Annotated in this window: 14 protein-coding genes; 1 reads left to right on the forward strand and 13 read right to left on the reverse strand. The window is 54.4% G+C overall.

Translation table 11 applies throughout. The features are described from left to right. Nucleotides 1-38: 38 nt before the first annotated feature. From ACFSW5_RS03495 to ACFSW5_RS03535, 9 genes are all read right to left on the reverse strand, one after another. The gene (locus ACFSW5_RS03495) at nucleotides 39-1,037 is read right to left on the reverse strand and encodes a carbohydrate ABC transporter permease (protein ID WP_379269943.1); all 999 of its coding nucleotides are present in this window, start codon (nucleotides 1,035-1,037) and stop codon (nucleotides 39-41) included. A gap of 50 nt (nucleotides 1,038-1,087) precedes the next feature. Next, nucleotides 1,088-2,029 (reverse strand): carbohydrate ABC transporter permease, encoded by a 942-nt coding sequence (locus ACFSW5_RS03500; RefSeq protein WP_379269946.1) that lies wholly within the window; start codon nucleotides 2,027-2,029, stop codon nucleotides 1,088-1,090. After that, nucleotides 2,016-4,604 (reverse strand): DUF5696 domain-containing protein, encoded by a 2,589-nt coding sequence (locus ACFSW5_RS03505; RefSeq protein WP_379269948.1) that lies wholly within the window; start codon nucleotides 4,602-4,604, stop codon nucleotides 2,016-2,018. Before ACFSW5_RS03505 ends, ACFSW5_RS03500 begins: the two co-directional genes overlap by 14 nt. A 14-nt stretch (nucleotides 4,605-4,618) precedes the next feature. After that, on the reverse strand, nucleotides 4,619-5,239 hold the full coding sequence (locus ACFSW5_RS03510; protein WP_379269951.1) for a Yip1 family protein: 621 nt from the start codon (nucleotides 5,237-5,239) through the stop codon (nucleotides 4,619-4,621). Further along, complete coding sequence (locus ACFSW5_RS03515; RefSeq protein WP_379269953.1) at nucleotides 5,220-6,689, reverse strand: gluconolactonase; 1,470 nt, start codon at nucleotides 6,687-6,689, stop codon at nucleotides 5,220-5,222. Before ACFSW5_RS03515 ends, ACFSW5_RS03510 begins: the two co-directional genes overlap by 20 nt. 12 nt (nucleotides 6,690-6,701) lie before the next feature. Beyond that, nucleotides 6,702-7,568, reverse strand: a complete 867-nt coding sequence (locus tag ACFSW5_RS03520; protein WP_379269955.1) for a carbohydrate ABC transporter permease — start codon at nucleotides 7,566-7,568, stop codon at nucleotides 6,702-6,704. Nucleotides 7,569-7,572: 4 nt separating this feature from the next. Then, nucleotides 7,573-8,535, reverse strand: a complete 963-nt coding sequence (locus ACFSW5_RS03525) for a carbohydrate ABC transporter permease (protein WP_379269958.1) — start codon at nucleotides 8,533-8,535, stop codon at nucleotides 7,573-7,575. A gap of 18 nt (nucleotides 8,536-8,553) precedes the next feature. Further along, on the reverse strand, nucleotides 8,554-11,505 hold the full coding sequence (locus tag ACFSW5_RS03530; RefSeq protein ID WP_379269960.1) for an extracellular solute-binding protein: 2,952 nt from the start codon (nucleotides 11,503-11,505) through the stop codon (nucleotides 8,554-8,556). A 226-nt stretch (nucleotides 11,506-11,731) separates the two neighbouring features. Next, nucleotides 11,732-13,105 carry an ABC transporter substrate-binding protein gene (locus ACFSW5_RS03535; protein ID WP_379269964.1) on the reverse strand — a complete coding sequence of 458 codons (1,374 nt, stop codon included), beginning with the start codon at nucleotides 13,103-13,105 and terminating at the stop codon, nucleotides 11,732-11,734. Between the two features lie 509 nt (nucleotides 13,106-13,614). Between ACFSW5_RS03535 and ACFSW5_RS03540 the strand changes: the two genes are divergently transcribed. Continuing rightward, complete coding sequence (locus tag ACFSW5_RS03540; RefSeq protein ID WP_379269966.1) at nucleotides 13,615-14,619, forward strand: LacI family DNA-binding transcriptional regulator; 1,005 nt, start codon at nucleotides 13,615-13,617, stop codon at nucleotides 14,617-14,619. A gap of 430 nt (nucleotides 14,620-15,049) precedes the next feature. Here the strand turns inward: ACFSW5_RS03540 and ACFSW5_RS03545 are convergent, their stop codons facing one another. The 4 genes from ACFSW5_RS03545 to ACFSW5_RS03560 all read right to left on the reverse strand — a co-directional run bounded on the left by ACFSW5_RS03545 (nucleotide 15,050) and on the right by ACFSW5_RS03560 (nucleotide 18,948). Then, nucleotides 15,050-15,718 (reverse strand): DUF4304 domain-containing protein, encoded by a 669-nt coding sequence (locus tag ACFSW5_RS03545; protein WP_379269968.1) that lies wholly within the window; start codon nucleotides 15,716-15,718, stop codon nucleotides 15,050-15,052. Between the two features lie 168 nt (nucleotides 15,719-15,886). Then, nucleotides 15,887-16,960: an efflux RND transporter periplasmic adaptor subunit gene (locus ACFSW5_RS03550; protein WP_379269970.1), complete on the reverse strand. Its 1,074-nt coding sequence runs from the start codon at nucleotides 16,958-16,960 to the stop codon at nucleotides 15,887-15,889. 15 nt (nucleotides 16,961-16,975) lie between these two features. Further along, nucleotides 16,976-18,259, reverse strand: coding sequence for an ABC transporter permease (locus ACFSW5_RS03555; protein ID WP_379269972.1), 1,284 nt, complete (start codon nucleotides 18,257-18,259; stop codon nucleotides 16,976-16,978). Continuing rightward, on the reverse strand, nucleotides 18,256-18,948 hold the full coding sequence (locus tag ACFSW5_RS03560; protein WP_379269974.1) for an ABC transporter ATP-binding protein: 693 nt from the start codon (nucleotides 18,946-18,948) through the stop codon (nucleotides 18,256-18,258). Before ACFSW5_RS03560 ends, ACFSW5_RS03555 begins: the two co-directional genes overlap by 4 nt. Between the last annotated feature and the right edge of the window lie 93 nt (nucleotides 18,949-19,041).

A 19,041-nucleotide genomic window follows, 5' to 3' on the forward strand; every position in this document is an offset into this window, starting at 1 on the left:
TCCCTCCGCCTTTCGCTAAATCGCGCAGCCGCTTTCTTCTATCCGACGATGCCCGAACGTTCGATGCTTTCCACGAAATAACGCTGCACGACGAGATAAATGAGAATAAGCGGCGCAATCGACAGCAAAATGCCGGTGTCGACGATCATCGCCACATGGTTCGGATCGGCCTTCACGCCGGCGCCGCCGATACCGATCAGGCTCGGAATCAATTGATTCGCCTGGGCCGGCAAGGACGCGACCTTAAGCGGAATAAGCGCGCTTTCGCTCATGAACAGCGTCGTGTAAAGCGTATCGTTGTATTGCCATACGAAGGAGAACAGGATGACGGTAATGAGCGGGGACACCGCGTTCGGCAGCATGATGAGGGCGAACGTCCGGTACCCGCCGGCCCCGTCGATCAGGGCCGCCTCTTCCATCTCCTTCGGCATCCCTTTAAAAAACTGCCTGAATATATAGATGAACAGACCCGCCTTAAGCCCTACCCCGAAAGCCGCCGTAATGACCGAAGGCCAATACGTATTGAGCAAATTGACGCCTTCCTTGCCCGTAAAGAGCTGAACGATACCCAAAATATCGAAGCTTCTGAAGTGCAAATACATCGGAAGCATCAGCGTGCTCGTCGGAATGAGCAGCGTCAAGACGACAAAACCGAACAGCAGTCCGTTTCCCGGAAAGGAAAAGCGCGCAAAGCCGTAGCCGGCCAGGGCGCAGGAGGCGGTCGACAGCAGCGTCGTCACGACGACGAACAACAGCGTATTGGCGAGCAGCGGGAAATAATCCATCACCTGCATCGCCAGCTTGATATTGTCCCAGGTGAAGTGCACCGGAACGAGAAAAATCGTCGGATTGTAAATATCCTGCTTATCCTTGAACGCTACGGACAGCTTCAGCAGGAGCGGATAAATAATAATGAACGATATGCCGACGATCAATAAATACCGGAACAATCCGAACAGCCAGTCTGCCGCTTTGTTCCGCGCTTTTTGCAGCTTAAACTTACGTATTTCGGCTTGCTTGGCTGCACTTGCTTCCATAAATGCCCATCCCCCTTCCCTTCGGCATGCTCTTCGCAAGCGGTTCGCGGTTAATTGTAATGGATCCGTCTGGACAGGATCAGCCCGATGATTACGAGAATAACGCCGACGATCACCGTATACAGCCAGGACATCGCCGAGCTGAGCCCGAAGTTCTGCGTCTGGAACGCCGTCGTATAGATCGTTTCCGTAACCGCGCTGGCCGAGAAGGAATCGATGATCGTATAAATGACGTTCGTCAATATCAGCGGGCTCACCATCGGGAACGTAATTTTCCAGAACGATTCGTATGCGGTCGCGCCCTCCAGCTTCGCGACCTCGTACATCGAAGACGGCACCGACTGAAGCGCCGCCAGAAAGATCAAAATTTGCACGCCGGAGCTGCTTATAATCTCGTAAATCCGCATGACGGCTTCAATAATATAGTCGATATAAGACATCGGAAGCCCCGCGTTGGCGAGCAGCCTGACCATCGAAATGATGTTGTACGTCGACGACGCCTGCCCCATCTCCTCCGCCGCAGCCGCGTCGCCGATCAGGTTGATCAGTCCGGAAGCCTCGGCCGAAGCGACCGCATTGGAGGCGAGAATGACCGGCAGGAAGAAGATCGCGCGGGCGGCGGCGCGTCCCCGGAATTTCTGGTTGAGGATGACGGCCGAAAACAAGCTGAAAAACAAAATCATCGGCACGTTCAACACCATCGCCCATACCGAGCCCGTCAGGATCCGGTTGAAATTGGCGTCTACCAGAAGCGCTTCCTTGAAGTTGGTCCATCCGGCAAACGTCAGCTCGTAGCCGGAAGCCGCAACGGTCAGCTTGCTGAAGCTGAACCGGATCGATTGCACAAGCGGGACGGCAAACAGAAACAGAAAGCCGATCAGCCAAGGCGCGACAAATGACAATCCAAGCAGCGCCCGACGCCGGGTTAACGTCAGCTTGCGAAGCTTCGGCCGCGCCGTATCGCGGCTCGTCTCCAGCTTAGCCGGCTTCATGTTCCCCACCTCCAATCGCGTAGCCGCGGGCGGCTACCGTCATGCCGTCCACCGTCGCCGGTTCGCCGGTATAATTGACGACGATCGATACGCCATTCTCGTAGACGACTTGAACGATGCCGTCCGCAAGCCGGATATGCTCCTTCATCGGCACGCTCCTTACCGGGGACAGCGCCTCGTTCGCTTCCTTGTACAAGACGATCGCTTCCTCGTACCAATCGCTGTACAAGGTGGAAAAGGCGGTATCGAACGGCGTATATTTCAGCTCCGAGGACGGCTTGTGCGTCCATAGAAAATGCGGCGCGGAGCCAAGCTCGATCGCCCGAAGCAGCTGCTGCCGCATGTCCTGCTCGTCGCTTTGGTTCATCGCCTCGCCCGCGTATTCGATATAGCCATGCACGGCCATCTGATAGAACGGAACCTCCTCGTCGGTAATGCCAAATCCGCTCGACGACGAAGGCACGTCGACCAGATGCTTGGCGTACGGCCATACATAAGCGTTGCCGCCTGCCGCCATCATGTCGGGATAATCGGCGCTTAGCCGTTCGAGCTGTTCCTCGACGATGTGCTTCGCCGTCTGGCGGTGCACGACGCGGCCGTCCCGGTAATCCGAGCTAAGCACGTCGCCGAGGTCGCGAAGCGATACGCTGTCGAGGCCCATACGGCCGTACCGCTCCGTGAAGCGGTCCGCGTAATAAGGCAGCTTCGCCGGCGACAGCAAATAATAGCTTCCGAGGTCGCTGTCCATCCGGTTCAAGGCGCGGTTGTAAGGATTCAGCCGAGCGACCTCTCTCGTGACGAACCTTGCCGCGTCCGACGAAGGAACGAAGCCGCCGTCATCGCGATAGATGCGCTGGAACGCCACATCGGGGTATAGAGCTCCGCCGGCTTGCTTCAGCCTCTCGGCCAATTGCGCAAGCCCCGATTGCCCGCCCAATCCGCCGTCCGCTTTCGGGCTGACGGGCGCCTTATGATTGACGCCGCCGGCGGACCAGCCCAAATACCGCAGCTGCACCCGGCCTACGCCGTCCCGGCTGAGCCGCTCCGCCATTTCGCCTGCCTGCTCGAAGGTCGTCATCGCCGCTTCGGACCGGTACGGAATGCCAAGCAGCGTTTTTCGCTTCTCGACGGCTCCGATGACATCGAGGTAGAACGGAATGCCGCCTTCCGCATCGAGCGGCTTCAAGCCATGCTGCTTCACAAGCATGTTGCGGTACAGCTCGGCCATGCCCGAATAAGTCGCCCGCTCGCCGGACAGGAAGCTGTAGCGAACGCGAAGATCGCCTTCATACAGCCGGTCGTTGAGCAGCTGGATTTCCTGCAATTCCGAGCCGGTATACAGCTCCAGCTCGTCTTCGCCGCGCAGGGCGAAGCTGCCGAACACGTGGTTATAGCTGTTTTGCTTGCCGCTGATGTCGGCCGTAACGCTTGCGATGGCGTCGCCTTCCTCGATGACCGCAAACCATGCTCGGTCGCCGCTTTTCAGCCCGAACACGGGCATTCTCGCATCCTCGGTTACTTGTCCCCGGCTGACGCTGTTGTCGTTCGGGTCGGAGCCGTACACCCGCTGTACGTATTGCTCCTCCTTCACTTTGCCGTTGTTCAGCCGGATCAGGCTGCCGGAGCCGTCCGGGACCAGCATGTACCCTTGCTCCTCCGTACCGGCCGCGCCGAAATAGGCAAGCAAATCGAGGCTGCGCAGCTTATAGCCGGCGCTCTCCTCCGCTTGGCTGAGCGGCACCGTAACGGCAAGCGAGTCTTCCTCCAGCCGGTATTCGACCGGAATGACAAAGCTTGGCTTCTGCGAGCCGCCGCCGGCGCCGATGCCGTTCTCCGCATTGTCGTAAGCCAAATCTTCCGGCGTATAACCCGCCTTCTCAAATGCGGCCAGCATTTTGTTCAGCACGAGCTGCTTCTCGATCTGGCCGTCCAGCCGCTCCAGCACGTCCGGATTGCCGCTTGACGGATAATAGCGGGCGGAGACGTATTTGGCCGTCGACTCGTCCAGCTTCGACAGCACCTTCTCCTCCAGACGCCGCTTGCCGATCAGCTTCGGCAGCGCTTCGATGCCAAGCGACGTATCGCCAAGCGTATACGTGATCCGGATCCCGCCGTTCAAGCTTTCCGCCTTGAACTGCTTGCCGGCGATGCTCCGCGTGAAGTTCGGATACGTCTCCAGCGTGCCGGCTCCGTCCCGGAACGTAATCGTCAGCTGGGACGACAACACTTCCTTCTCGTAAGGCGACGAGGCGGCGTCTTCTTGCCGGTCCGCCGGATTGCTGCGCCATACGTGCCCGCTTCCGTTATCCCGGACGGCGATCTCCGTCGTCTCCGGGTCGTAATAAAGCGACAGCTTGGCGTTCTCGGCAACCAGCTCCATGCCCGGAACGCCTTCGCTTGAGTCCGGCAAAAATTCAAGCTCCCTTGCGTCCGCGGTCGAGGGCGTCTGCGTCACGAACTCGGAGGCGTTAACGGCCGGCGCGCCCCGGTTCGCGAGCCACAACGCTCCCGCCGCAACGCATAGAAGCGCGGCGGCTCCTGCCGCTACCGCCGTTAATCGTTTTCGTCTTGTCACGGATGCGGCCTCCTTTACGCGCGAAAAATAAGCTCTCGGTAAACATTGACGACAAAGTCGTATATTTGCTGAAGCATGCTGAACAGCAGCGCCGCCAGAAACACGATCAGCCCCATCGCGACGACCGTCAGCACCATCGTCCACACCGTTTTGAGCGCCGTATATTGATGGACGGTCATCGTCCCGACGAACAGCAGACCGGCAAACCATAGAAACGCAACCGCGTTAAGCAAATAATAGAAAGCCGTTTCCTCCATCACCATAAAGCGGCTTGCCAATGTCGCGGGAATATAGACAAGCACGATGGGCACAAGCGAATAGCCGGTCGCCATGACGATCTCTTTGAACTTTCCTTCTCCTTCCATCAGCGTCGTAATCGACCAGTTCGCCACGCACCATAGCAAAAAAGGAACGACAATCGTCAAAATGTCGCTGAAGCTGTTCAAGTACCGCAAATCGTTGTAATTGACCAGAAAGCCGGAATATTGCTTCTGCAGGATGACCGCAACCGCGACAAGCGCCAGAATGAAGATCGCGACCCGAAGCTTTCCCTTGCCGTCGTATTTCATGTCCCAGAAGCCGTCGAAAGGATGTACGATCAGATGCAGCGGGAACTTAATATAATCCTGCTTCATGCCGGTTTCCCCTCCTTCGGTTTCTGGCTTTAAACGCCTTGAACGCGGCGAAGGCGAGCGCTGCGGCGAGCAAAGCGGTCAGAAAAGCGCCGAAATGCTCCTTCATCGCTTCCCTGCGGTACCTTTTGTAGGCGACGGAATAATCTTTGCGGTCCATGCCAAGCTTGAAATATTCGAGCGCCTCCTTGTTTTTCTTCTCCATCAGCAGCGATTTGCCGATGCCGAGGTACGCGATATCGTAGTTCGAATTGAGCTTCAGCACTTCTTTCCAATAAGGGACGGCCTTCGAATCTTCCCCGTCGTAATGGAGCTTGACCGCCTGATTGACGGCGCTGCCGAACCGGGTCGGCTCGAATACCGTAATGCTCTCCTTGCCCCGGTCGAGCACCAGCATCGCGCTGCCGGCCTGCTCAATGGCCACCGGCGTCTTGAACGTCCCGAGCTGGTTGCCTTTGCCGCCGTAAACATAAAGCAAATTGCCCTCGTCGTCATACGTAAAAATCCGGTTCTGCGTAGAATCCAGCACGCCGTACATGCCGCTCCCGAGCAGCTTCACGTCGACCATCTTCGACGGCCCGACGGAATTGCGGAAGCGGATATCCCCTCTGACATCGAAATAGCCGAACCGCTTCAGCACGTCTTCGCCGGACGGGTTGATCCGTTTGACCGGCTCCCGGGAGCCCGGATCGATGTTCGTGGCATACAGAAATCCTTTCGGGTCGATATCCAGATTGGAAAATTCGGTCGGAATGAACAGCACCATTTGGGCCCGCTGCGCCTTCGTCGAGAGCAGCCGCCAAATATATTCGGTGTAGTCGCGCCGCACCTTGTTCGTGCCGACGTATCCGATGAAGCGTCCCTTGTCGTCGAACTGCATAATGCCTTCGAACACCCCTTGGGCGACCACATAGACCCGGTTCGCCTTGTCGACGGCGACTTTAAGCGGGGCAAACTGAAAATCGGCGCTAAATAAATCGGACTTCGGGTTGCTTATAACGCCTTCCAGCTTCCCGCTTCCGTCCAAAATGACGACCCGCCGATTGCCCGTGTCGGCTACGTAGATGCGCTCGTTGTCGTCCACGAACAGTCCGGAAGGGCCGCTGAATCCGTCCTCCGCTCCTTCGCTCGCGAAGCCGGCGATAACCTGCTTCACGCTCCAGTCCCGGTCCAATACGATAATCCGGTTATTGCCGCTGTCCAGAATGTAAATCCGGCCGTTCGGCGATACGTATACGTCGCCCGGCTCCTTGAAGCCTCCGACGCCGAGGCTGTCTCCCGTTACCGCTCGGGCGGGCAAATAAGGGGCCGGCGAAGGAACCGCTTCCCCCCAGTAGTTATAGTTGTAGCTTTCGTACGGCGCGGCCGCCGCCGACGCGGCGGGAGATGCCGAGCCGAACAGCAGAGATGCGGCGGCAACCGCAAACGCCCATCTTTTCCATACCCGCTGCACGCGCATCCCTCCTTATTCCTTCATGCCCGAAGTAGCCATCGTTTCGATAATCCGGCTTTGCGACAGCACGAACAGCGCAATCGGCACGCTCATGAGAATAAGCGCTACCGCTGCGCCTGCCCCGGCCCGCGATATGCCTCCGAGAATAATCTGGTTCGCGGCGTAATGCAGGCTTTTGAGCTGCTCGCTGTAGATGAAGCCGTTGCCGTCGCTGCCCCACAGCATCTGGAACAGCAGAATGATAAGCGTCAGCCAGGCCGGCTTGACGTTAGGCATGACGATCGTCCAGAATATCCGGTATTCGCTGGCGCCGTCGATTTTGGCCGCTTCCAGCAGCGCGTCGGGAATTTGCTCCATAAACTGCTTCATCAAATAAAGTCCAAGCGAATAGGCGAACGCCGGCACGATCACCGCCCAATACGTGTCTACCCAGCCGAGCCACGACATAATCATATAGTTCGGAATCGACGTGACCGCCGGCGTAAACATAAGCGACAGGACGACGACCTGGAACATCAGGTTTTTGCCCGGAAAACGGTGCTTCGCCAGCGGATAGGCAGCCGCCGAAGCCAGAACGACATGCCCCAATATGCCCATGCCGGTTATAAACACCGTGTTGAATATATATCTGGAGAACGGCACCCAAGACGTGCTCAGCAAGTTGACCAGCTCGATAAAATTGTTGAAGGTCGGATTCCGCACGAACAAGGTCGGCGGAAACATAAAAATTTCGTCCAGCGGTTTAAAAGCGTTGTTAATCGCGTACACAAGCGGCAGCGCCATAAAAGCGCCGAACGCGGCCAGCAGCAGGAACATGGAAAGGTTGCCCGCAAAAGAACGGTTCACCTTTCTGCGGCCGAGCGATATCGTCATCCGCATCGCTTCATTCACCCACCTTGCGCAGCAATTTTTGAACGATCAGATTGGTGCCGACCATCATCATGAACAGCACGGTGGCGATCGCCGATGCGTACCCCATCTCGAACCGGGTCGTTCCGAAATCAAGCAGATGCGTCACGATCGTTTCCGCGGCGTAGTTCACGCTCGGGTAGCCGGCCAGGGCGATCGAGACGTCGGCGACCGCAAAGGAGGTCGTCAGCTGGATCACCGCTCCGAACATCAGCTGCGGCCGCATCGAAGGCAGCGTAATGAACCACAGCTCCTGCCACCGGTTGCGGATGCCGTCGACGGCGCCCGCTTCGTACAGCGTCTTGTCGACCGTCTGAAGCCCCGCGATAAAAGCGAGGAACCCTGTACCCAGACTTAGCCAGAGCTGCACGAGAATCACGATCGGCATCACGTAGGCTTCCGTCTTCAGCCATAAAATCGGCTCGAGAATGATGCCCCACTTGATAAGCAAGCCGTTGGCGATGCCGTACCGGTCGCCGGAAAAAATCATCAGCCAGATGAAATAAACGTTGCCCGATATCGAAGGCGCGTAAAAGATAAGCGTCATAAACGCCCGCCACTTCGGAGACAGCTCGTTGATGAGCCAGGCGAACACGAAGCAGGCGATATAGCTGACCGGCCCCGTAATAAGGGCGAACAGCAGCGTATTTTTGACGGCGATCAGGAAGATGTCGTCCTCCAGAAACAGCCGCGTATAATTTTGCCAGCCGATGAACCGGGGAAACTCCAGCATGTTGAAGTACGTAAAGCTGATCAGAATGGAAATGCACACCGGCACGACCGTAAACAACGCAAACAGCAGCATATATGGCGCAAGGAGCACATAGGAGTGCTTATTTGCTTTGATTTCGCGCCATTTCAAGCTCCACCGGGCCCGCAGCCGCCGGGACGGCTTGAACCCGCTTGGCTTTGCCTCCGCCGTGATGGATGGTCGCATCGTCTTTAAGTCCCCCCTTTATTGCGGCAATCCGAATTCCTTCCGTTTCGTGCGGATTTCGTCCTGAATATACGCCGTGTAATCCATAATCGATTCGCGCGCTTCGACCCCGCCGACAACGGTCTTGTAGAAGGCGTTGAACAGATGCCGGCCGGTAAAATATCCGCCGGGCACTTCCGGCACGCCCTGCACCCATTCGAATTGCGCTTTCAGGCTGTTATAGTCGGAGGCCGGCCACGGCAAGCTGTCCAGCGCCTTGATGTTGGCCGTCGGATAACGGGCGGCCGCTCCCATCAGCCCTTCCATCTCCCGTCCGAACTCGGTCTGCACCTCGTCGCTCGTCCACCATTTCATAAACTGCCAGGCCGCGTCCTTGTCCTTGGCATCCTCCAGCATTAGCACTCCGGTGCCCCCGCCCGGCACGTCGCGCCGGATGCTGCCGTCTTTCTGCAACGTACCCGGAACGGGTGCGAACCCCCATTGGCCGCGAATTTCCGGCGCGAATACGGACAGCTGGTTATACATCGTGTAGTCGTTTATGCCGATCGGCATTTGGCCCGTCCGGAACCGGTTGGCGAAGTCGTATTCCCGCTCCAGCTTGTAATCGGTATAGAACTCCGTCCACTGCTTGAACGTCTCGATACCGGTCCGGGAATCGAGATCGGATTCCTTGCCGCCGTCGCGGTAGAACGCTCCCCCGTTCTGAAACAGCAGCGTGGCGTACATGGAATGAGGCGGGATGTTCTGCCCTTGCACCGTCGCCTGGGTGACGACCGGCAAGCCGAACTCCATATGGTTTTTGCTCAACACGGCAAGAGTTTCGGCGACTTCCTCCCAGGTTTGCGGGATGGACAAGCCAAGCTCCTCCAGCACGTCCTTCCGGTAAAACAGCATGTTGAACGTCTGCGTCTCCGGCAAGGCGTAGGCGCCGTCCTCGTACGTATAAGGGACAAGAGCGCTAGGCCTGAACCGCTCCGCTACCTCGGCGTAGTCCGCAAACTGCGTCAAATCGACGGCCGCGCCGCGCATCGCGAAGTTGACCGGAAGGTCGCTTGCGATCTGCATCGCTACGTCCGGACCTTGGCCCGCCAGCACGGCCGGAAGCAGCGAGGCCATATTGACGAGCTTCAGGTTGACGTTAATGCCGGTTTCCGGCGTAAACGTCTCGTCGATGAGCGCTTTCATCGTGTTGGCCTGGTCGCGCCCGGTGCCGATCCATACCGTCACCGTCCGCCGATCGGCAGCCTCGCTTACGTTGCCGATCCGGTTATAATCGATAAAAAAAGAATGGATAAACGTCATCGCCTCGTGCTTGACTTTGGAGAAGAGACCCATGCCGTCCTTCGGGATTTGCTTATCGGGCGAAACGATAAACAATGCGTCGAATTCCAGCGGCTGCTCCCTTGCCTTTTGCACCCAGGTGCCCAGTCCTCCGGTGTTCGTTTTATAAGCGGAGAGCCGCCGCGGGACGGTGTCCGGCTCCTCGGTCATTTCCTTAAGCTGCGCCGTCATCGTTTTGAGCAGCCCTTCCTGATCGCTCGTTCCGCCCGACAGCTCCTTCAGCTTGGCGGTGACGTGCGACAGCCGGTCATGCTCCGCCTGAAACACCTGAAGCAGGTCCGGAATTTGCCGCTCCAGCCGGTAATCGCGGAATTCGTCCGGCTTGGTGCCGGTAATCATCAATATTTTGCGGTACATCGCGTTCAGGTTGTACAAGCTGGTTTCGACCTCGCGGATAAGCGGGGCGAAATCGCCGAGGCTGACCTCGAGCCGAATGACGTGCCTGCCCTTGTCGAGCCGGAACAGATACGGCTCTTCGCCGCCGAGCGTATCGATCCGGTAGCCGCTTTTGTAGCGGAACGGCACTTTTTTCATCTCGGCGAACGGAACTTCTCCGTCGATCGTCAGCCGGCGCGTCGAATAGACGCCTCTAACGTAGTTTTGCTGCGATTTGAAACCGATATGGTACAGGCCCGTTTCCGGAATATCGACCTCCCATTCGATCCATTGGCCCGGCAGGCGCCAATTGTAGCCCCCGATCGTATTGACCTTTACTTTGGAGGCGCTGTAAGGATATACGGCCGGGCTGGACCGTTCGCTAAGCGGATACAGCGTAGGGGAAGATTTGGCGGAGGCGGCTTCCCCTTCGACCCGGAGAGAGATGCCGGATGCCGGCTTAATGCCGTCCGCCTCGTATTGCCGTACGGCCTCCTCGTAAGCGGGCGGCTCCTCCTGCCGAAACAGCTTCAGCTGCCGGAGCACCATCGGCTCCCGCGTCGACCGGAGCGTCAGCGTATGTACTCCTTTATCCAAATAAAACAAAAAAGGATCCTCTTCATAGCCGTTGGAGTCGCCGAACGTCTCCTCGCTCCAAGCCGGCTTCTCCGTTTGCTTCGGCCGCAGGTCGTTGCCCCGGTTGTCCTGCTGCACCCGATCCAGCTTGTTTCCCCAAATGCGGTCGAACTGCAAATAAGCGGCCTCCTCGAAAGGAAGCTTGCCGTCGATCAGAAAAGCCCGCTCGATCGTCGCGCTTTTGCCCGCGATCGGGAAGTACACCGCGGAAATGTTGTACATCCCCGCTTCTTCGACGTTCACCTTCCACTCCGCTTCCCCGGATTCGCCGGTCAGCAGCGAGACGCCGTCCAACCCTTCGAAATGCTCCAGCCTCTTGAAGCCGTCGCCTTCCAGCCGGCTGTATTGCCCGGCTTCGATCACAATCTCCCGCGCCGGGCGGGGAGCGTCTGCATGATCCCGCTTATATTGGACATAGGCGTATCGGCTTCCTGGAGCGCCGGATGCGGCGAAGCCGTCCGTCAACGAGGCGGCCGGCTCTCCGGCGTCGCTTTCGCCGCCGGGTTGGACGGCGCTGCCGGCGGCTTGCAGGCCGGCTTGCGCCGGAAGCAGCAAGAGCATGCTTGCGAGCGCGATTAACGGCAGCCTTCGGGCGTTCTTTGCCATCCGCTTGAACATCTCGATCCTCCTAAGAGTTTTGTGGAAGAAGAGGTCGTGGTACGACCTCGGAAACAAAACTTGCTTCGAAAGCATAAGCTAGAGTTTTGTGGAAGAAGAGGTCGTGGTACGACCTCGGAGACAAAACTTGCTTCGTAAGCATCGGCTTAAGTTTTGTGAGAATCTTAATCCGCAAGGAAGGGGCGATGCCTCGCGAGGCAGCCCCTTCCTCTGCCGATACGATCCGTCATTCGGCGGCCAGCTTTGCTATCGCAGCCTCGGCCTGCTGCTTGTATTTTTCCGCCGTGGCCGTTACCGACCCGTTCTTCACGATAATGTCCTCGACATAGCTGTTAAACGGATAATCGGGATACGCGCCGTCCAATACGATAACGCCCGTTCCGGCAATATGCTCGCGGATCATTTGAATATCCTCTTCGTGCCCGTACAGGCTTTCCAGGTAGTCTTGGCCCGGATATTCCTCGATTTGCGGAATGTCGAATGTTTCTTCATAGATTTGATAAACGAGCTGCGGATCTTTGACGCCTTTCGGAATAAACTTGGCCGATGCGGCCGTGTAGGCGTACGTCTTATCTTCGCTGCCGCCCGGACCAATCGGAATCGGCACCACGCCGGCATCGAACGTCAAATCCGGGAGCTGCCATTCGGCGGCCGGAAACATCGCGACATCTCCGTCCTTGAACGTGTTGGACTCTTCCCAGTTCATGATGTCGCCGGATTTGACTCGAACGACTTTCTCTACGTTATAGAGACGATTGATGAATTCTGCGGCTTCAATCGTTTTCGGATCGGTCAGGCCTTCTTTGCCGTTCGTCTCGTCGACGATGATTCCTCCGTTCGCGATAGCGAAGTGGCGCACGATATCGGGCGCCCAGCCGGACACGCCGTAAACGTCGATTTTCCCGTCGTTGTCCGTATCCTTCGTCGCCTGCTTCGCGATTTCAAGAAACTTATCCCAGTTCCATTCTCCCTTGCTATACAGCTCCTGCAAATCCGGCAAGCCGAGCTTTTTAAAGATGTCCCGGTTGTAATGCAAGCCGAGACCGAGGGTAACCGGATTGTCGAAGCCGTATTCCCCGCCGGCGATAGCCGGATACTTCGTCAGCAGGTTGCCTTCCTTGTTAATGTTGTTGTCCGGTGTCGTAAACTCGCCGATCGGCAGCAGCTGGCCTTTCAAAATCGCCGGAAGGGCGGACTTGTATTCCATCTGCACGATGTCCGCGAACGGCTCGCCGGCAAGCACCGTTGTCGTAAACTTGTTCATGTATTCTTCGAAAGGAACGTTTACGAATTCCAGCTTCACGTTGTACTTCTTCTCGACCTCGGCGATTTTGTCGAGGCGCGCCTTGTCGGATGCGGTTTCTCCGGCGGGCTTCAAATCCCACCATGCCGCGATTTTAATCACCCGGCCGCCCAGATCGACCGGCTGCCCGGACGGGCTTGGCTCGGCCGAAGATGCCGCGCTAGGCGTATCCGCGCTTACGGACGGCTCGGAGCTGGGCCCGTTGTTTGCGCCGCCGCTGCATGCGGATAATAACAACATGAGGCCGACCAATAATGTAAGCACTTTCATTTTCGCTGAAACTTTGCTTGCTTTCACGATACCTACCTCCCGTAAATATCATTTTGTTGCCCGCAGCCCCCGGATTTCGCTGAAAATCCTCCATAACGCCCGCGCCACCAATCAAACAGAGACTACTAATTTATTAGTATTTTGTTAGTCATTTTACAAAACAAATAATAACATCGAGCTTCTCTCCCGTCAATCCATTTTTTGAAAACGCTTTATTATGTGGACCTTTCATCTTCCTGTTCGCGATCCAAAACTATCGAATCTCTTTAAAAAGCTCTTATTCGCCGTGTTTTTTATCCATAAAGTTATAGCTTGAAATTATAGATTTCGATTGCCCCGATTCGTTTTTTTTGTTATGTTTGATAATAACAACAATAAAAAACCTTTTTTCAGGCCGTTCAATTAGGAGCGGCAGCGGTTAAAGGTTGATTTTATCGCCGGTTCGTACGATTCAGTACGCTAACGGTATACAAAAACATAAACTTTTGGATGCGGTAACAAACGCCCTATCACTCTTAATAAAGTAGGCTGATTCGATGCGAAATAAAGTGACCATTCAGGATATCGCGGATTTTACGGGGGTTTCCAAGTTTGCCGTGTCGCGCGCCCTTGCCGGCAAAACGGGGGTAAGCGAACAAACCCGGAGCATGATCATTAAAGCGGCCGGCCAGCTTGGTTATTTCAAAGAACCGTTAAGCGACCTGCCGGGAGATTTGCAAGACCCCGAAGCAATGACGTGGACGGGGACGGTGCTGGTGCTTTTTCCGAACGTGCGTTATCAGAACAAGGATTCCGTATATTGGGGGCCGGTGTTTGAAGGAATTTCCGCGCGGCTGAACCAAAAAGGGCTAACGATTCTAACATTGACCGAGCCTTCGGGCGACTCGGTATTTTCATTGCTGAACCCGCAGGCGATCAAGGGCATTTTGACCGTGGGCTCCGTCTCCACTGCGATCTTGCTGGAAATAAAGCGGCTTGGCATCCCTACCGTCATGGTCGATCATCTCGATCCGGCTTTTCCGTGCGACTGCTTGTTCGCGGACAATCTGTCGAGCATGCGCGAGATGGTGGCGAAGCTCATTCAAAAAGGCTATAAAAGCTATCAGTTCGTCGGCAATATTACTGATGCGCACAGCTATTACGAGCGTTGGCTTGGCTTCAGGTCCGCTCTGGAAGACTTCGGGGTGGAGCTGCAGCAATGGAAGCCGCTGATCGGTCCGGAACTCGACCAGTTCGAAACGACCTTTCTCGAGGCGATCGACGGTCGAGAGCTGCCGGACGTATTCGTTTGCGCAAACGATTATTATGCGATTACCGTGCTGGATGTTCTGAAGAAGCGCCACGGCGGTGCCGTCCCCGCTTCATGTGCCGTTACCGGCTTCGACAACGTCTACTCCGATCATCCGATATTGGCTACGGTCGACGTGAATAAGGAGCTGATCGGCATGAGAGCGGTAGACCAGCTGCTGCGCCGAATCGTCAATCCCGGAAGCCATTACGAAAAAACGCTGCTGCAAGCAGACGTAATTTTCAGGGATTAGAAGAAGCTTGGAGGATTCCCCTCGTAAAAGTGTCAGCGGCGGTCAGGACGCGAACATGCTGTCCTAACCGCCGCTGATTGATTGAACGGTTTTCAAACGTATCGGGGAACCCACCGGCTTCCATTTGTTTGCCCCTCATCATTCGTCCGTATCAAAATCTCTCTGATCGTTAAATTTATTTAAAAAAGTTCATCTCCCATAGACAATGAGCGATAAAACTTTCTTTGGACATGGATGAAAAGTTTTTCTTTAACTTTCTCAAATGGCGTGTTACTTATCAACTCCTTAAAAGTCAACATTTTGGAACCCCCTAGATAAAATAGCATCTCATCAAAAAGCACAACTTTATTATTGTCCCGTCTTGCTTCTTACGACCGAATATATTAAAAAATTCTTCTTAGCTTGCATGAGGTAGCCGCTTTGTTTCAATTTATCGTTCTCTTTTCGTGCAATTGATTATCTCGGTAAAATCCTGGATCAGTCCTGTTGCCCTATCTATGTTTTCAAGTCCCCAACGAGCAAAATTGGCGGCCTCAGTCCCATTTCCGAGAAATGTATGTGTACGTGCTAATAACAAAGCTAATCTTAAATTCAAAGGTGCTCCGTAACGGTCTAATCTCTTTGTACGGTTAGATAACTCTACCGGTTTTATTGAGGTAAGTGCATGAGGAAAATCATTAAATTGTGTAAAGTAACTTGTTCCCTGAGTTATAATCATTTCTTTCATTTCTTGTAATACGGTCCTTGCCTCTTCCTCTGTATGTCCGTATCGAAACCAAACTTCACTATTCTTCTTACGAAGAACATTTGTCTGAAACCAGTTTAACTCATGAACCAATCGAGTTCTAAATTCACAATCATAGACGGTTAGTTTGTTCACAGGAATAAACTTCCCACTTGTATCGGGGAGGAAGTCAAAATGAACCCCGAGTTCTACAACGCACGATCCCCCATACTTATCAGCCTGGATCACGATAGCGTTAATTACGTGGTTCTTGTTGTCTTTTACAAAATGATGATCGGTTCCAGTAAATCCGATTTCATTGAGTGATGGTGCTAAATGTTTCCTGATTAGCTTTCTGAATTCGCTTGTTTTCATTTCAGAATACCTCTAGCTATATATTCCCTTACATGATTACATAATCACGAGGATTGATAAAGAGCTCCGCCCGCAACGAGGATGACTAATCCGTTAAAAAAAGCAATCTCCCGCGGACGATAGCTCAGGTCATTTCATAAACTTCTTCGCAACTTTTAGCATCGCCTGTTATTGCAGAACAATCGTATCCCCTTCGGCTACGCCGCTTACGATTTCGGTTTTGTCCGGCGTTTCAAGCCCAAGCTCGACGGTTCTTCTTTCAATGACGCCGTTCTGCTCGACATATACATAATATTCGTCATCCTCGCGCATTACGGCAAGCGTAGGCACGACAACCGCCCCTTCCTTCCGGTCCGTTACAATCGAGCCTGTCAGGCTTAGGCCCGCGATTAGCCCCTCCGAGTTGTCGAGCGAAATTACAACCTCGAATTGGGCGGAATCGGCTCCGGCTTTGGCGAATTTGGAGACGCTTTGCACGACTCCCTTCAGCTTCAAATCTTTAAACGCATCGGCTCTGATATCGGCTTCCATGCCTTCTTTAATTTTAAACACCTCATATTCGGATACGGTGCTAATCAACTGAAGCTTCGATAGATCGACGATTCTGCCGAGCAGATCCTGATCTTCAACCAGCTTCGGCTCCTTCTCCTCGCCGAACAAGAAAATTCCGCTCGAAGGCGCTTTATACGCCGATAAAGCCAGCTTGCGTTCGTTTGCCTCCAGCTCCCTGCGCGCAACATCCAGCTGCAGCTCGCTTAAACGGGCTTCCAACTCGCTTTGCTGCGTGCCGGCATATTCCTCGAAAGCGCTGCTCTTATCGCCCAACTCTTGCGTCTCGCCATTCTCCTCGCTCAATTCCCTGCGCATCTTGCTCAGCTTTACCTCAAGCTCTTGCTTCTCAATATTCGCGCGGCTTAACGCAATGCTGTTCTGAAGCTCCGAATCTTCCATCCGGAACAATACTTGTCCCTTCTTTACCTGGCTGCCCTCCTGAACCTCCCATGATTCAATCTCGGAGGCAAACGGGGCGTATACGTTCTCCTCTTCCGCATAAGACGATTTGCCTTTTACTTCAATCGTATTCGTAATATCCTCAACGGTCGCCTTCAGCCGGATCACATTCGCTTCCGGAGGCGCGCTAGTGGACAGTCCTGCATTTCGATTCATCGTAAACAGCAATACAGATATTAATAGAATAAGAACCGCCAGTAAAATCAAAATCCAAGTCGATTTTTTCTTCATTCCGTTTACTCCCGTCTACTCTCTTTTTATAGCGGTAAGCGCATCCGTCTTGGACGCTTTTACGGCCGGATAAATTCCGGACGCAACGCCGGTCAGCAATGCAAAGAACAAGCCTACGCCAAGCACCCAGCTGTCGATAAATAAAATTTCATCGCTTTTTGCGAACTTCTGCAGCACGATATTAATGCCCCAGATGACCCAATAGGAGATTAGAATGCCGGCCAATCCGCCGATGAAGCCTAACAATGCGGATTCTACGACGAACATATTGCGAATTTGGGCAAGGTTGGCTCCCAGCACCTTCATAATGCCAATCTGCCTGCGCCGCTGGTAGGTCGACATCGTCATCGCAACAATGATCGATATGGAGGCGACGAACAAAATAAACAAGCCCGCCCCTCCAAAAATAAGCCTTATAATTTGAAACTGCGTATTCGTCGTCTCTTGGTAATGCATATTGGACTGCGTATATAAATCCAGCTTCTTAATCAATTCTTCTACCTGGGTGACGTTCGAAGGATCGTCTACTTTGACGGTAAGACGCGGGGGGCTGGTGTTCCTATCGTCGTCCATTTCCGAGTTCTGCAGCTGCGCGACCCGTTCCCCTAAAGCAGGGGAAATATAAGCGATTTTATCGCCTTGGTATCCTTCGGCTCCATCCGGTTTTTTCAAAATATCGACCACCCGGACAGGCAACTCCTCCATATGGGAAATGTCCGAACCCCCGTACACCGGAATCGAAAGGGTAATCGTTTTCTGATATAACGGATACATAATCCGTTGAATTTCCTCTCCTTGCTCGGCTTGGAGCTGACGGAGCCTTGGATCGTAAATGTCATACATTGCGGAGTAGCTTATAATAACGCCATTGCTCTGATCGGCGAACGTTCCTTGCGACAGGTCAAGGCCAAACTCGGGCAATTGCGCAATGTCCGTCTCGATGAGTTGGAACGATCCGGTTTTGCTTCCGTCAACGGTAAAATCGACGTAATCCATCGGCTTAATGAGGAGGGTGCTGTTCACATGCGGCAGCTGGCGGATAATGTCCATCTTCTGATCGTTAAGGCTGTGCGTGCTGTCGCGATCCCCGTAGGAGCCGTCACTCTCCACCGTAATTTCATCCATGCTAAGAAAGCTGTTCATCTGCTCCCTTGCATAATGGGAAATCGATTCGCCGAATGATAAAGCGACGATAATTGCGGAGGAGCCGATGGCAATCCCCATCACGCATAACAGTGTAACGACCATTCTTCGTCTCAGCTGATCCCAGCCAAGCACGATGTAATCTCTTAATCTCATTCGGCGGCACCTCTCGACTCTTCCGTCGATACCAGCCTGCCGTCACGAAGCACAATCGTCCGCTCCGCTCGCCTGGCCACTTCCTGCTCATGCGTGACAATCATAAAGGTGATGTCTAATCTGGCATTCAAATCGAGCAGCAGCCCGATAATTTCCTCCTCCGTCTTCGTATCCAGATTGCCCGTCGGCTCATCGGCGAACACGATGGACGGCGAAGTGACTAGCGAACGGGCAATACTGACGCGCTGCTGCTGGCCGCCCGACAATTGCGACGGGTACAATTTGCTCTTTTCCTCCAGGCCGACCTGCGATAATATCGCTTCGGCCTTTTCTTTTCGCAATTTTGGCTTTTCCCCTTGGAAAATAAGCGGGAGCTCCACATTTTCGATGACGGATAAATGAGGAATCAACTCGTAGGATTGAAATATAAATCCGATATTCCCTCTGCGAAACTCGGCGAGCTGATTTTCATTCATCTTCTCGATCGGTTGTCCGGCAATCCGGATGGAACCTTTAGTCGGCTTCATCAAGCCTGCCATCAGGTTTAGCAAAGTAGACTTCCCCGATCCCGAGCTTCCGAGCAGTGCGACAACCTCTTTCTTATCGACAACCAGATTGATTCCGTCGAGCACCTTGGTCTCTTCGGCCCCATTCCGGAAGCTGTGGGATAAGTCTATGATTTCTAGCATTTCCGCAGTTTCCTCCTAAATAAGGTACATAGGGCTTGCTGAACAAGATTCGTTCCATTTACACCCAACGTAAGTCTCTAAACCCAAGCAGTC

Origin of the sequence: Paenibacillus thailandensis, assembly GCF_042685365.1 — a bacterium.
GTDB classification, from domain to species: Bacteria; Bacillota; Bacilli; order Paenibacillales; family Paenibacillaceae; genus Paenibacillus_AP; species Paenibacillus_AP thailandensis.

Bases quoted from the DNA above. Each gene is read 5' to 3' on its own strand.
- ACFSW5_RS03495 (WP_379269943.1), bottom strand. From the start codon at position 1,037: ATGGAAGCAAGTGCAGCCAAGCAAGCCGAAATACGTAAGTTTAAGCTG.
- ACFSW5_RS03500 (WP_379269946.1), bottom strand. From the start codon at position 2,029: ATGAAGCCGGCTAAGCTGGAGACGAGCCGCGATACGGCGCGGCCGAAG.
- ACFSW5_RS03510 (WP_379269951.1), bottom strand. From the start codon at position 5,239: ATGAAGCAGGATTATATTAAGTTCCCGCTGCATCTGATCGTACATCCT.
- ACFSW5_RS03520 (WP_379269955.1), bottom strand. From the start codon at position 7,568: ATGCGGATGACGATATCGCTCGGCCGCAGAAAGGTGAACCGTTCTTTT.
- ACFSW5_RS03525 (WP_379269958.1), bottom strand. From the start codon at position 8,535: ATGCGACCATCCATCACGGCGGAGGCAAAGCCAAGCGGGTTCAAGCCG.
- ACFSW5_RS03530 (WP_379269960.1), bottom strand. From the start codon at position 11,505: ATGTTCAAGCGGATGGCAAAGAACGCCCGAAGGCTGCCGTTAATCGCG.
- ACFSW5_RS03540 (WP_379269966.1), top strand. From the start codon at position 13,615: ATGCGAAATAAAGTGACCATTCAGGATATCGCGGATTTTACGGGGGTT.
- ACFSW5_RS03545 (WP_379269968.1), bottom strand. From the start codon at position 15,718: ATGAAAACAAGCGAATTCAGAAAGCTAATCAGGAAACATTTAGCACCA.
- ACFSW5_RS03550 (WP_379269970.1), bottom strand. From the start codon at position 16,960: ATGAAGAAAAAATCGACTTGGATTTTGATTTTACTGGCGGTTCTTATT.
- ACFSW5_RS03555 (WP_379269972.1), bottom strand. From the start codon at position 18,259: ATGAGATTAAGAGATTACATCGTGCTTGGCTGGGATCAGCTGAGACGA.
- ACFSW5_RS03560 (WP_379269974.1), bottom strand. From the start codon at position 18,948: ATGCTAGAAATCATAGACTTATCCCACAGCTTCCGGAATGGGGCCGAA.